The sequence below is a fragment of the Pseudomonas sp. B611 genome, from assembly GCF_055407965.1.
The window spans coordinates 129,045-141,749 of record NZ_JBUZST010000003.1; the positions used below are offsets into that span (position 1 = coordinate 129,045).

A 12,705-nucleotide genomic window follows, 5' to 3' on the forward strand; every position below is an offset into this window, starting at 1 on the left:
GGCCCACGCCAACGACCGGAACATTTCTTCAAGGAGTCTTTCTCCCGTGAATAACTACGTAAAGACGGCACTGGCCGTCGCGCTCTCGGCGTGCACGTTGTCCATGGCCGTCGCCCAGGACAAGGTCATCAGCGTTGGCCTCAACGGTGATATCCGCAGCACCGACCCGGGCGTCAACCGCGACGACAACACCGACGCGGTGATGATGCACATCGTCGAAGGCCTGGTGGCGTACCGCGAAGACACCAGCATCGCGCCGATGCTCGCCAGTGCCGTAGACGTGTCGCCGGATGGCCTGCGCTACACCTTTACCCTGCGCGATGGCGTGCACTTCCAGAATGGCCAGGTGCTGACCGCCAAGGACGTGCAATGGACCTGGCAGCGTTACCTCGACCCCAAGACCCAGTGGCGTTGCCTGGCGGAGTTCGATGGGCGCGGTGCGGCCAAGATCGTCGATGTCGCCGCCACTGACGCAAACACCGTGGTGTTCACCCTGGACCAGGCCAACGGCTTGTTCCTCGCCGCCATGGCCCGCCCGGATTGTGCCGGCAGCGGCATCCTGCACCCGGACTCCCTGGCCGCCGATGGCAGTTGGCGCGCACCGATTGGCACCGGGCCGTTCACCCTGGGCAAATGGCAGAAGGGCCAGTACGTCGAGCTGGAGCGCTTCAAGGACTACAGCCCACGGGCCGAGGCCACGGCAGACGGCTACACCGGCAACAAGCAGGCGTTTGTCGACAAGGTGCGCTTTGAAGTGATCCCCGATTCGGCCTCGGCCAAGGCCGCGTTGCTGTCGGGTGGCGTGGACCTGCTGCCGGATGTCACGGCGATGGACGCTGCGCAACTCAAGCAGGTGAAGAACCTGCAGGTCCAGGTCAGCCCGATCATGACCATCAGCGGCCTGCTGTTCCAGACCCGAGACCCGCTGCTCAAGGATGTGCGCATCCGCCGTGCGGTGGCGTTGTCCCTGGATTACGCGCAGATGGTCGCGGCGTTGTCCGACGGTTTGTCGGTGGTCAACAACTCGGTGATCCCCACCGCCAGCCCTTACTACGACGCCACCGCGCACCAGGGCTACACCTATAACCTCGACGAGGCCCGGCGCCTGTTGAAAGAGGCCGGTTACCGCGGCGAAAAAATCCGCATGCTGGTCAACAAGCGCTACCCGCAGATGTTTGATCTGGGCCTGCTCAGCCAAGCCATGACGCAAGCGGCCGGCGTGAACATCGAGATGGAAACCCTTGAGTGGGGCACCCAGCTGGAGCGCTACCAGACCGGCAGCTACCAGATGATGGCGTTCTCTTATTCGGGCCGTTTCGATGCCGCGCAAAGCTACGAATCGGTAATCGGCGACAAGGACAAGGAACCGCGCAAAGTCTGGGACAACCCCGAGGCCCTGGCGATCCTGCGTGAGGCCCAGCGCGAAGTGGACCCTGCCAAGCGCCGGCCCTTGTTCGACCAACTGCACACGCTGATGCTCAAGGATGTACCCATGGTGGTCGTCTACAACGGCACCGCCATCGGGGCCATGGGCAAGCGTGTCGAGGGTTATCGTTCCTGGCCTGTTGCCAAGCCGCGCCTGTGGGGCGTGAAGCTGGCCGACACTTCCAAGTAAGGCGTAGCGCTATGTTTCGATTCATCTCACACAGGCTCGGCATGGCGGTGCCGACCCTGTTGCTGATCTCGGTGATTGTGTTTGCCTTGATCCGCCTGATCCCCGGCGACCCGGCCTTGCTGATGCTCGGCGACATGGCCGATCCGCAAAGCCTGGCCGACATGCGCAGCAGCCTGGGGCTGGACCACTCGGTGGTGACCCAGTACCTGATCTGGATCAAGTCGGTGCTCAGTGGCGACCTCGGGGTGTCCATCAGCAGCCGCCAGCCGGTCCTGGATTTGCTGGTGGAGCGCTTCAGCGTCAGCGCCACGGTGGTGCTGGTGGCGGTGTTGCTGGCGACCCTGCTGGCGGTGCCGGTGGGTTTGCTCGCGGCCTGGAAGCAAAACAGCGCGATGGACCTGGGCCTGGTGGCGACGGCAACGCTGTTGCTGTCGGTGCCGAGTTTCTGGTTGGGCTTGTTGCTGCTCTACGTGTTCGGCATCCAGCTGGGCTGGTTGCCGGTGATTGGCTACGTCGGCTTTGGCAGCGACCCGATGAAAGCGCTGACCTATGTGGTGCTGCCAATCGTCACCCTGACGTTAGTCGAGTTCGGCGCCATCGCCCGCATGGCACGGGCCAGCACCATTGAAGTGCTGCGCCTGGAATACATCGCCCATGCCCGGGCCAAGGGTCTGTCGGAGGGCGCGGTGCTGTGGAAGCACGCCTTGCGCAATGCCTTCGCGCCAACCTGGACCCTGATCGGCCTGATCCTCGGCAACCTGCTCGGCGGCATCGCGGTGCTGGAAACCGTGTTCACCTTGCCCGGCATCGGCCGGCTGATGGTCGACGCAATCTTCTCCCGCGACTACCCGGTGTTGCAGGGTTGCCTGCTGCTGATTACCTGCATCTATGTGTTGGTCAACCTGTTGGTGGATCTGCTGTATCCGCTGTTCGATCCAAGGGTGAAGCTATGAACCTGAAGACTTCTGCCTTGCCCGGCGTAGGGGCGATAACGCCGCGTCGACGTCGGCGCTACCCTCCGTTGAATGCGCTGATTGGCGGCGGCTTGCTCGCAGCCCTGGTGTTGCTGGCCTTGCTCGGCGTGGTGTGGACGCCCTACGACCCGCTCAAGCTCGACCTGCTGTCCCGTCTGCATGCGCCGAATGCCGTGCACTGGCTGGGCACCGATGAATTTGGCCGGGATGTGTTCAGCCGCTTGATCATCGGTGCGCGCACCAGCCTGTGGATCAGCCTGCTGTCGGTGAGTGTGGCGGTGGTCTGCGGCACGCTGATCGGCATGCTCGCCGGTTATCTGCGCGGCTGGACCGACCGCATCCTGATGATGCTCAACGATGCGTTGCTCGCGTTCCCCGGCATCCTCATGGCCCTGGGCATCATGGCGATTGTCGGGGCCAGCCAGTACGGCATCGTGCTCGCCCTCGGCATTGCCTACACGCCGTCGGTGGTGCGGGTGGTGCGCGGCAGTGTGCTGTCGTTGCGTGAGCTGGAGTTTATCGAGGCGTCGCGGGTGATCGGCAACTCCGAGCTGTACACCATGTTCCGCCACATCACGCCCAATTGCCTGGCGCCGTTGTGTGTGCTGGCCACCAGCATGTTCGGCTGGGCGCTGCTCTCGGAGAGCGCGCTGAGTTTCCTCGGCCTGGGCGTACCACCACCGGCCGCGACCTGGGGCAGCATGCTCTCGGCGAGCCGCACCTATATCTCCAACGCGCCGTGGCTGGGGATCTTCCCTGGCATCTTTATCAGCCTGACGTTGCTGGCGATCAATCTGTTCGGCGATGCCTTGCGTGATCGTCTCGACCCGCGCATGAGGAAATGAGCATGAGCGTACCCGTGCCTTTGTTGGCCGTTGAAAATCTACAGATTCGCGTTGGTGTGGACGGCCCACTGGCGGTCGATGATTTCAGCTTTACCCTGGCGCCCGGCGAAATCGTCGCTTTGGTTGGCGAGTCCGGCAGCGGCAAGACCATGGCCGCCCGCGCCGCGATTGGCTTGCTGCCGGCGCCGATGCAAGTGTGCGGCGGGCGCATCACCTTCCAGGGTGAGCCGCTGGACAGCAACAACGCCAAGGCCATGCGTGAAGTGCGCGGCGCACGGATCGGCATGGTGTTCCAGGAACCGATGGTGTCCCTCAACCCGGCGCTGACCATTGGCCGACAGATGAGCGAGGCGCTCAAGCTGCACACCGCGCTGGATGCGGCGACGATCCGCGAGCGCTGCATCGCCATGCTGCAACGCATCGGCATCAAGGACGCGGAAAAGTGCCTGGCGTCTTATCCGCATCAGTTCTCCGGTGGCATGCGCCAACGCATCATGCTCGCCTCGGTGATGTTGCTGCGCCCGGCGCTGTTGATCGCCGACGAACCGACCACGGCGCTGGACTGCCTGGCCCAACTGGACGTGATCGAGTTGATGCTGGAGCTGACCCGCGAGCAGGGCACGGCGATTCTGTTTATCAGCCACGACCTGTCGCTGGTGGCGCGCTACGCCCACAAAGTAGTGGTGATGCGTGCGGGCAAGGCGGTGGAGCAGGGGCGTATCGAAGATATCCTCTTCGCGCCCAAGGCCGAATACACCCGCCAGTTGCTCGAAGCACTGCCTCGGCGCGGCGAGTTGGTGCCATTGCCAACAGCGGACGCCGCGTTGTTGCAGGTGCGTGATGTGTGTATCGAACATCCGGGCCCGCGCAGTTTCTGGGGGCGCAGCGTGCCCAAGCGCGTGGTGCATTCGGTGAACCTGAGCATCGCCCCGGGTGAAACCCTGGCGTTGGTCGGCGGCAGCGGCTCGGGCAAGACCACCCTCGGGCGGGCGGTGGTCGGCTTGGTCAATCCGTGTGCCGGGGCGATCCTGTTCCAGGGCGTGGATATCCTCAAGGCCGCCAACCGCGTGCATCGTCTGCAATGCCAGATGATTTTCCAGGACCCGTATTCGTCCCTCGACCCGCGCATGACCGTCGGCCAGATCCTCGCCGAACCGTTGCGCCATGAGCCGGCCCTGAGCGCCGCGCAAAAGCGTCAGCGCGTCACCGACACCCTGGTGGACGTGGGCTTGCCCGAGCAGTTCCGTGAGCGCTTCGCCCACCAACTCTCGGGCGGTCAACGCCAGCGCGTGGCGATTGGCCGGGCGTTGGTGCGCCGGCCGAAACTGGTGATCGCCGACGAGCCGATTTCCGCGTTGGACATGACCATCCAGAAGCAGATCCTCGAACTGTTCGAGCGCCTGCAACGCCAATACGGCTTCGCCTGCCTGTTTATCTCCCACGACCTCTCGGCGGTGGAACGCATTGCCCATCGGGTGGCGGTGATGAACCAGGGCGAGGTCGTGGAAATGGGCCCGCGCGACACGATCTTCGACAGCCCGCAACACCCGTACACCCGCCGCTTGCTGGCGGCGGCTAGCCCCTTGGAGAAACGTGCGGATGGCAGTTATCGCCTGCGCGCCAATGTGATTTAGGTACTGCTGCACCCCAGGCCATGTGTTGCACCTCATCCCTCGTCGGTCGCGGATTGACGAGGCGGGCGAAGCCATGGCCGAAGAAAACAAAAACAACCCCACTCAACCTGTCTGCCAGGAACCTGCACATGAATAACCGCATCACTAAAGTCGTCACCGGGGCCAGCGTCATGGGCGCCGGTTTCATGCCCTTGCTGGCCCACGCCGACTTCATCGCCGACAGCAAGGCCGCGCTGGAATTGAAGAACTATTACTTCAATCGCGACTACCGCGAAGACAGCGGGCAGAACAAGCGTGCCGAATGGGCCCAGGGTTTTATCCTCAACGTTCAATCGGGGTTTACCGACGGCACGGTGGGGTTTGGCCTGGACGCGGTGGGCATGCTCGGCGTGAAGCTCGATTCCAGCCCGGACAACTCCGGCACCGGCCTGCTCGCACGTTCCAGCGTGGCCGAACCGGGCTCGCCGAGCTATGCCCGCCGTGCCCACGACAACTACTCAAAACTGGGGATCACCGGCAAGGCGCGCCTGGCCAAAAGCGAGCTGCGCGTGGGCTACATGGTGCCCGACCTGCCGACCCTGCAACCCAACCTCAGCCGCCTGTTCCCGCAGAGTTTCAGCGGCACGGCCATCACGTCCAAAGACATCGACAACCTGACCCTGAGCGCAGGCCAGTTGGACCAGGTCAAGCAGCGCGACTCCACGCACTACGAAGACATGGGCCTCACCAGCCAGTACGGCGCCTACAAAAGCAGCGCGAAAAGCGATGAATTCCGCTACGCCGGTGGCGAGTACAAACTCACCCCGAACACCGCACTGACCTATCAATACGCGCAACTGGAAAGCCTTTACCAGCAGCACTACCTGGGGGTGAAAAACAGCTTCAAGTGGGGCCCCGGCACCTTCAAGACCGACATTCGCTACTTCAACGCCAGCGAAGACGCCGCCGCCCTGGCCGGCAAGGTGGACAACCGTGCGTTGAGTACCCGCATTGGCTACAGCCTGTACGGCCACAACCTCAGCGGCGGTTACCAGGCGCAGTACGGTTCGACACCGTTCACCTATGTGGACGGTACCAACACCTACCTGTTCACCGAGTACCAACTGGCCAACTTCTCCCAGACCGGCGAGCGTGTGTGGCATGCCCGCTACGACTATGACTTCGCCTCGCTGGGCCTGCCGGGCCTGCTGTTCTCCACGCGTTACGCCAAGGGCGACAACGCCAAGGTCATCGGCTTCAACGGCGAAGGGCGTGAGTGGGAACGCGACTTGAGCCTGGGCTACGTGGTGCAGAGCGGCACGTTCAAGGACGTGTCGCTGCGTTGGCAGAACGCCAGCGCCACCAGCAACTTCGCCCGTGACACCAACGAAAACCGCGTGATCCTGGGTTACACCGTGGCGCTCTGGTAGCCGTCATGGCGTGCAACAGGGTCGGCCTGTTGCACGCCCACGCAGTGCACATTAAGGGATAGATCAAATGACAAGTTTGCCGTTGCGCCGGGCACTGCCCAGCCAACAACGTGTATCGGCGCGGGGCGTCAGTGATTTCATCGAAGCGGTGAATGCTGCGGGCCTGGAGTTGCACAGTTTTATGCTCTACCGCGACGGCGCGGTGGTGGCCGAGGCGTTCTGGGCGCCGTATCGCGCCGAGCGTCTGCACGTCCAGCATTCGGCGACCAAAAGCTGGGTGGCCATGGCCGTCGGGCTGTTGGTGGATGACGGTGTGCTGTCGCTGGACGCCAAGGTGGTGGATTTTTTCGCCGCTGATTGCCCGACAACCATCAGCGCCAACCTGGCGGCCATGACCGTGCGCGATCTGCTGACCATGCGCACCGGGCACCGCCAGGGCATCTCCGGTGGCGCCTGGCGTGGGCGCAGTGACAGCTGGGTCAAGTTGTTCCTCAATGAACCGGTGGAAGACGCGCCTGGGCATCGGTTTATCTACAGCAGCGCGTCGAGCTTCATGCTATCGGCCATCGTCAGCGTGGTCAGTGGCCAGACGGCATTTGAGCTGTGCAACGCGCGTATTTTCCAACCCATGGGCATGGGCCCGATTGAGTGGGACCTGGCCCCTGGTGGCTTCAACACCGGTGGCAATGGCTTGAGTTGCAGCACCGAAGATTTGCTCAAGTTTGGCGTGCTGCATTTGCAGCAAGGCCAATGGGAAGGGCAGCAACTGTTGTCCGTGGAATGGGTGGCCGAAGCCACCCGCGGCCACGTCGATGATGTGTGGATGGGCGCCTTCGATGGCAAGCGTTACCTGGGCCGCGATGAGTCCAGCGACGCCGCCGTCACACGCCGCGAAGGCTACGGCTACCAATGGTGGATGACCTTGCACGGCGGTTATTACGCCTCCGGTGTGTTCGGCCAGCAGTGCATCGTATTACCCCGGCATAACGCGGTGATCGCGTTTACCGCCGGCTTGCCCCTGGGCGAGCGGCGCCTGCACAGCCTGCTCTGGGAACACCTGCTGCCCGCGCTGGGCGTGCCCACGGATGGCGCGGCGGATGGCGAATTGGCGCGACTGCTGGCCAACCAGCGGCGGCCGTCCCTGACGGGGGCGTCGAGTTCGCCACGCCAGGCCGAGTTCAGCGGCACGTTCGTGATGCAGGCCAATGAAGACCAGGTGAGCCAAGTGCGCCTGACGTTCGGCCCTGACTATTGCGATTTCTACCTCAGCGACCCCCGTGGCACCCATTGCATCCGTGCCGGGCTGGTGGATGCCATCGAAAGCCAGACAGGCATGACCGGCCACTATCTGCATCACCAATACCAGCCGGAACTCACCCCCGTCGTGGCGCAGGCGCGCTGGAGTGAAGACGGCGTGCTGAACCTGACCTGGCAGTTTGTCGAGACGGCGTTTTGTGACCAGGTCACTTGCCGGATCGAGGGCGGCACCTTGTCGGTGGACCGCAGCGTCAACGTTAACGCCGGCCCGTTGCAGCGCCCGACGCTCTTCGGCCATCAGACCACCGTTTTGCAGGAGCACCTATGACCACTATTTCCAACCCGGCCTTTTGGGCGCCGTTCACCCCGATGCGTCAGTTCCAGCAACAACCGATGATGTTCGCCAGTGCCGATGGCATGCACTACACCACCACCGACGGGCGCCGCGTGCTGGATGCGATGGCCGGGCTGTGGTGCGTGAATGCCGGGCATGGCCAGCCGAAAATTGTCGAAGCGATTCGCGAAGCGGCGGGGCGTCTGGACTTTGTCTCGTCCTTCAAGATGAGCCACCCCCAGGCGCTGGAGATGGCCGAGCGGTTGATCGACATCAGCCCGGCGGGCATGGCGCAGGTGTTCTTCACCAACTCGGGTTCCGAGGCGGTGGACACGGCGTTGAAGATCGCCCGGGCGTATCACCAGGCGCGGGGCGATTGCCGCCGCACCAAGCTGATCGGGCGGGCCAAGGGTTATCACGGCATGGGCTTCGGCGGGCTGTCGGTGTCCGGCATCGGCCGGCAGAAACGCGACTTTGGCCCGCTGTTGGGGGAGGTGTCCCACCTGCCGCTGCCGTATGACGCGAGCATGCGTTTCAGCGCCGGCCAGCCTGAACACGGCGCGAGTTATGCCGATGCGCTGACGCAGTTGCTCGACATCCAGGACCCTAGCACCGTCGCCGCCGTGATCGTCGAGCCGGTGACCGGCTCGGGTGGCGTGTACCCGCCGCCCCAGGGCTATTTGCAGCGCTTGCGGGAGATCTGCACGCGCCACGGTGTGCTGTTGATTTTCGACGAAGTGATCACCGGCTTTGGCCGCGTGGGCGACAGCTTTGCCGCGCAAGCCTTTGGCGTCACCCCGGACTTGATCACCACCGCCAAAGGCCTGACCAACGGCGCCGTGCCCATGGGCGGAGTGCTGGTTAGCGCGGTCGTGTATGAAGCCTTCATGGCCGGACCGGCCAACGTGATCGAGCTGATGCACGGCTACACCTATTCGGCGCACCCGCTGGCGTGTGCGGCTGGGTTGGCGACCATCGAGGTGCATCGCGAGCTGGGCATCAACCAGCACGTCAACGCCGTCAGCGGGCTTTGGCAGACGGCGGCGCTGGCGCTGCGAGGAGTGGGCCCGGTACTGGACGTGCGCACCCTCGGCTTGCTCTGCGCTGTCGAACTGGAACCGCGCCCCGGTGCGGCTGGCGCACGGGGCAGTGAGGTCGCGCAATGGTGCTTCGACCACGGCGTGCTGGTGCGCGGCTCGGGCGACACTATCGTGATTTCGCCGCCGCTGGTGATCAGCCCGCAGGAAATCGCCCAGGTGTTCGACACCTTGGCGGGCGCCTTGAATCAAGTGTCTTGAAGGGAGTGCAGGGCATGTCGGATCTGTTTGAGTGCTACATAGATGGCGCCTGGGCCAAACCCCATGGCAGCAACGTCGAAACGGTGGTGAACCCGTCCACCGAGCAGCTGATCGGCCGTGTGATGCTCGGCGATGGCGAGGATGTAGACCGCGCCGTCAGTGCCGCCAGGCGAGCCTTCCCTGAGTTCGCAGCGACCTCGTTGCAGACGCGCATCGACCTGCTGCAAGCCATCATCGACGCCTACAAGCGCCACAGCGAAGCGTTGATCGAAGCGGTGCACCTGGAAATGGGCGCGCCGCTGTCCCTGGCCCGCAGCGCCCATGTGCCGGCCGGCCTCGGCCATCTGGTGCAGGCGCTGGATGTGTTGCGCGACTACCGCTTCGAGCGGCGCCTGGGCAACACGCTGGTGGTGCGCGAGCCGATCGGCGTGTGCGCGCTGATCACGCCGTGGAACTGGCCGCTGAACCAACTCACCTGCAAGCTGGCGCCGGCGTTGGCGGTGGGTTGCACGGTGGTGCTGAAGCCCAGTGAACGGGCGCCGCTGTCTGCGCAGATCATCGCGCAAGTGCTGCACGAGGCCGGGGTGCCGAAGGGGGTGTTCAACCTGGTCCACGGCGACGGGCCTGGGGTGGGCACGGCGCTGGCGAGCCATGCTGATGTGGACATGGTGTCCTTCACCGGTTCCACCCGGGCTGGCGTCGCGGTGGCCAAGGCAGCGGCTGACACGGTGAAGCGCGTGTCCCAGGAATTGGGCGGCAAGTCGGCGAATATCCTTCTGGATGATGCGTTCCTGCCGAGTGCCGTACGCCACGCAGTGTTGGGCTGTATGCGCAACAGCGGCCAGTCGTGCAACGTGCCGACGCGCCTGCTGGTGCCGCGCGAGCAGCAAGGGGCGGTGATCGCGATTGCCCAGGAAGTACTGGCCCAGGTGTGTCATGACGACAGCAACCCGCTCACGGCCATTGGCCCGGTGGCGAACGTCATGCAGTTCGAGCGGGTCCAGGGGATGATCGCCGCGGCCATCGCCGAAGGGTCGCGGTTGGTCGCCGGCGGGTTGGACCGGCCCCAAGGGATTGAGTGCGGTTACTACGTGAAACCGACGGTATTTGCCGACGTCACGCCGGCCATGCTGGTGGCGCGGGAGGAAATCTTCGGCCCGGTGCTGGCGATCATGCCCTACGACAGCGAAGCCGAAGCGATTGCCATCGCCAATGACAGCCCGTATGGCTTATCGGGCTATGTCACCTCCCTCAGCCTGGAGCGCAGCCGCGCGGTGGCGCGCCAATTGCGCACCGGCATGGTCCACCTCAACGGCGCTCGGGCCGACCAGGCTGCGCCGTTTGGCGGCTACAGGCAGTCGGGCAATGGCCGTGAATGGGGCGAGATGGGGTTTGACGAGTACCTGGAGAGCAAGTCGCTGTTTGGGTACTAGCGACAACGCGGGTCGAGGCTCAGTGGCGTATGCCGTAGAAGTGGTTCAGCAGGATCAGCTCAACCACGGCCACAAATACGCACACAGCAATGAAGCCAGGACTGAAGACCCGCTTTCGGTTCGATAACCCCTCGGCAAGACAAGTCAGGTCGGTGCCGTTGGAAAACGCCACCAGGAAGGCCAGGAGGGCATAACCCGAGGCCTTTTTCCAGAAGCCCTGGTTTTGCGCCGCCGGGTTATCGAGTGCCGACGGCATCAGGGAAACCTCTTCTCTGGCGCAGTGGGCTGGCGAGTGGTTTTTATAGGGGCGTTGAGTTTCATTGCGCAAGTATTACGTAGGCGCCCGTGCGCTTGCAAATCGGTACCTTCAACTCAGTAGCGAATCATCACCGATTTCAGTTCCGTGTAATCGTCGATGAAGGCCGCGCCAAACTCGCGCCCGATCCCCGATGACTTGGTGCCGCCAAAGGGCACCGCTGGGTCGAGCAGGGTGTGCATGTTGACCCACACCGTACCGGCCTGGATTTGCGGGACCAGGCGCAGGGCCTTGGACAGGTCGTTGGTCCACAGGCTGGCGCTGAGGCCGTAGGGTGTGTTGTTCATCAGGTGCAGCAGTTCTTCTTCGGTGTCGTACGGGAAGAACGTCGCGATGGGGCCGAAGGTTTCTTCATTGAGCAAGCTGTCGTTGATGTCGTTGGCAAGAATGATCGTCGGCTCGACGTAGCAGCCGGGCCCGTCGATCAGGTTGCCGCCGTAGACAATCCTGTTGTTTTGCGCGCGTGCCGTCGCAAAGAAGCCGGCGAGTTTGTGTTGATGCTGTTGGTTGGTGACCGGACCGAACTGGGTGGTTTCATCCAGGGGCGAGCCGATTTTCAAGGTGGCCAGGCGCTGGGCGAGTTTTTCCATGAGGGGTTCGATCTGCGAGCGGTGGGCAAAAAAACGCTCGGCGGCGGCGCAGATCTGGCCGGAGTGCAGGAAGCCGGCCTCCATGATGCCATCGGCGGCTTTATCCAGGTCGATGTCGCGCAGGAACGCCGCGGAGTTCTTGCCGCCCAACTCCAGGGTGGCGCGGGTCAGCTTGGCGTCCATCGCGCCTTTGCCCACGGCAATCCCGGTGGGCACGGAGCCGGTGAACGAGACTTTATCGGTGCCCGGATGCTCGATCAGCGCTTTGCCCACAGCGCCGCTGCCGGTCACCACGTTCAAGGCGCCGGGTGGCAGGCCGGCTTCGCTGGCCAGTTCGGCGATGCGCAGGATCGTCAGCGGGGTGAATTCGCTTGGCTTGATGATCACGCTGCAACCGGTGGTCAGGGCCGAGGCCAGTTTCCAGATGGCGATCATGGTGGAGAAGTTCCACGGCACAATACCCACCACCACGCCGACGGGCTCGCGCAGGGTGAAGGCGGTGTAGCGTTCGCCGGCGAAGGAAGGCAGCGACGGGGTGATGGTTTCGCCGGTGATCTTGGTCGCCCAGCCGGCGTAGTAGCGCAGGAAGTGCGCGGCCTGGTCGACCTCGAATGCGCGGGCGATATGAATGAGTTTGCCGGATTGGCAGGTTTCTATCTGCGCCAGTTCCTCGCGGTGTTGCTCCAGCAGGTCGGCCAGCTTGAACAGCGCCGCCGCGCGGGCGGCCGGGCTGGTGTTGGACCAGATCTTAAAGCCCCGGTTGGCGGATTCGACGGCAAGATTCACGTCGCTTTGGGCCGCATCGCTGACTTGCGCGATGACTTCACCATTGGCCGGGTTGATGACCTTGAGTTTGGCGTGGCTGCTGCTGGCGATATAGCCGCCATCGATGTACAGGCCGTGATCACGCCCGAGAAACTGGCTGACGCGGGGAAGCAGTGGGATATCGCTCATGGGGGCAGGCTCCAATAATCCAGCAGGTGACAGTGCCGCTTGTTAG

General features: G+C 63.7%; 10 protein-coding genes. 8 read left to right on the top strand and 2 right to left on the bottom strand.

The features are described 5' to 3' along the window. Nucleotides 1-46: 46 nt before the first annotated feature. The 8 genes from ACZRMO_RS08800 to ACZRMO_RS08835 all read left to right on the top strand — a co-directional run bounded on the left by ACZRMO_RS08800 (nucleotide 47) and on the right by ACZRMO_RS08835 (nucleotide 10,799). Nucleotides 47-1,615, top strand: a complete 1,569-nt coding sequence (locus ACZRMO_RS08800) for an ABC transporter substrate-binding protein (RefSeq protein WP_463972588.1) — start codon at nucleotides 47-49, stop codon at nucleotides 1,613-1,615. 11 nt (nucleotides 1,616-1,626) lie between these two features. Then, nucleotides 1,627-2,568, top strand: a complete 942-nt coding sequence (locus ACZRMO_RS08805) for an ABC transporter permease (protein WP_124524630.1) — start codon at nucleotides 1,627-1,629, stop codon at nucleotides 2,566-2,568. Next, on the top strand, nucleotides 2,565-3,434 hold the full coding sequence (locus ACZRMO_RS08810) for an ABC transporter permease (RefSeq protein WP_463972589.1): 870 nt from the start codon (nucleotides 2,565-2,567) through the stop codon (nucleotides 3,432-3,434). Before ACZRMO_RS08805 ends, ACZRMO_RS08810 begins: the two co-directional genes overlap by 4 nt. Before the next feature lie 2 nt (nucleotides 3,435-3,436). Beyond that, nucleotides 3,437-5,068 (top strand): ABC transporter ATP-binding protein, encoded by a 1,632-nt coding sequence (locus tag ACZRMO_RS08815; RefSeq protein WP_463972590.1) that lies wholly within the window; start codon nucleotides 3,437-3,439, stop codon nucleotides 5,066-5,068. A 128-nt stretch (nucleotides 5,069-5,196) separates the two neighbouring features. Beyond that, the gene (locus ACZRMO_RS08820; protein ID WP_463972591.1) at nucleotides 5,197-6,477 is read left to right on the top strand and encodes an OprD family porin; all 1,281 of its coding nucleotides are present in this window, start codon (nucleotides 5,197-5,199) and stop codon (nucleotides 6,475-6,477) included. A gap of 67 nt (nucleotides 6,478-6,544) precedes the next feature. Next, entirely contained in the window at nucleotides 6,545-8,062 is a 1,518-nt protein-coding gene (locus tag ACZRMO_RS08825) for a serine hydrolase domain-containing protein (protein WP_463972592.1), read from the top strand. Next, nucleotides 8,059-9,366 (top strand): omega-aminotransferase AptA, encoded by a 1,308-nt coding sequence (aptA, locus tag ACZRMO_RS08830; RefSeq protein WP_463972593.1) that lies wholly within the window; start codon nucleotides 8,059-8,061, stop codon nucleotides 9,364-9,366. The genes ACZRMO_RS08825 and aptA overlap by 4 nt, the downstream gene beginning before the upstream one ends. A gap of 14 nt (nucleotides 9,367-9,380) precedes the next feature. Continuing rightward, on the top strand, nucleotides 9,381-10,799 hold the full coding sequence (locus tag ACZRMO_RS08835; RefSeq protein ID WP_463972594.1) for an aldehyde dehydrogenase family protein: 1,419 nt from the start codon (nucleotides 9,381-9,383) through the stop codon (nucleotides 10,797-10,799). A gap of 19 nt (nucleotides 10,800-10,818) precedes the next feature. Here ACZRMO_RS08835 and ACZRMO_RS08840 read toward each other — a convergent pair whose 3' ends face one another. Both ACZRMO_RS08840 and ACZRMO_RS08845 read right to left on the bottom strand, forming a co-directional pair. Next, nucleotides 10,819-11,055, bottom strand: a complete 237-nt coding sequence (locus ACZRMO_RS08840) for a hypothetical protein (RefSeq protein ID WP_463972595.1) — start codon at nucleotides 11,053-11,055, stop codon at nucleotides 10,819-10,821. A gap of 116 nt (nucleotides 11,056-11,171) precedes the next feature. Continuing rightward, nucleotides 11,172-12,659 (bottom strand): aldehyde dehydrogenase family protein, encoded by a 1,488-nt coding sequence (locus tag ACZRMO_RS08845; RefSeq protein ID WP_463972596.1) that lies wholly within the window; start codon nucleotides 12,657-12,659, stop codon nucleotides 11,172-11,174. Between the last annotated feature and the right edge of the window lie 46 nt (nucleotides 12,660-12,705).

What these genes read in the sequence shown, in the direction of transcription:
- ACZRMO_RS08840 (WP_463972595.1), bottom strand. Translation starts at nt 11,055, where the DNA reads ATGCCGTCGGCACTCGATAACCCGGCGGCGCAAAACCAGGGCTTCTGG.
- ACZRMO_RS08810 (WP_463972589.1), top strand. Translation starts at nt 2,565, where the DNA reads ATGAACCTGAAGACTTCTGCCTTGCCCGGCGTAGGGGCGATAACGCCG.
- ACZRMO_RS08805 (WP_124524630.1), top strand. Translation starts at nt 1,627, where the DNA reads ATGTTTCGATTCATCTCACACAGGCTCGGCATGGCGGTGCCGACCCTG.
- ACZRMO_RS08825 (WP_463972592.1), top strand. Translation starts at nt 6,545, where the DNA reads ATGACAAGTTTGCCGTTGCGCCGGGCACTGCCCAGCCAACAACGTGTA.
- ACZRMO_RS08835 (WP_463972594.1), top strand. Translation starts at nt 9,381, where the DNA reads ATGTCGGATCTGTTTGAGTGCTACATAGATGGCGCCTGGGCCAAACCC.
- ACZRMO_RS08845 (WP_463972596.1), bottom strand. Translation starts at nt 12,659, where the DNA reads ATGAGCGATATCCCACTGCTTCCCCGCGTCAGCCAGTTTCTCGGGCGT.
- ACZRMO_RS08815 (WP_463972590.1), top strand. Translation starts at nt 3,437, where the DNA reads ATGAGCGTACCCGTGCCTTTGTTGGCCGTTGAAAATCTACAGATTCGC.
- aptA (WP_463972593.1), top strand. Translation starts at nt 8,059, where the DNA reads ATGACCACTATTTCCAACCCGGCCTTTTGGGCGCCGTTCACCCCGATG.
- ACZRMO_RS08820 (WP_463972591.1), top strand. Translation starts at nt 5,197, where the DNA reads ATGAATAACCGCATCACTAAAGTCGTCACCGGGGCCAGCGTCATGGGC.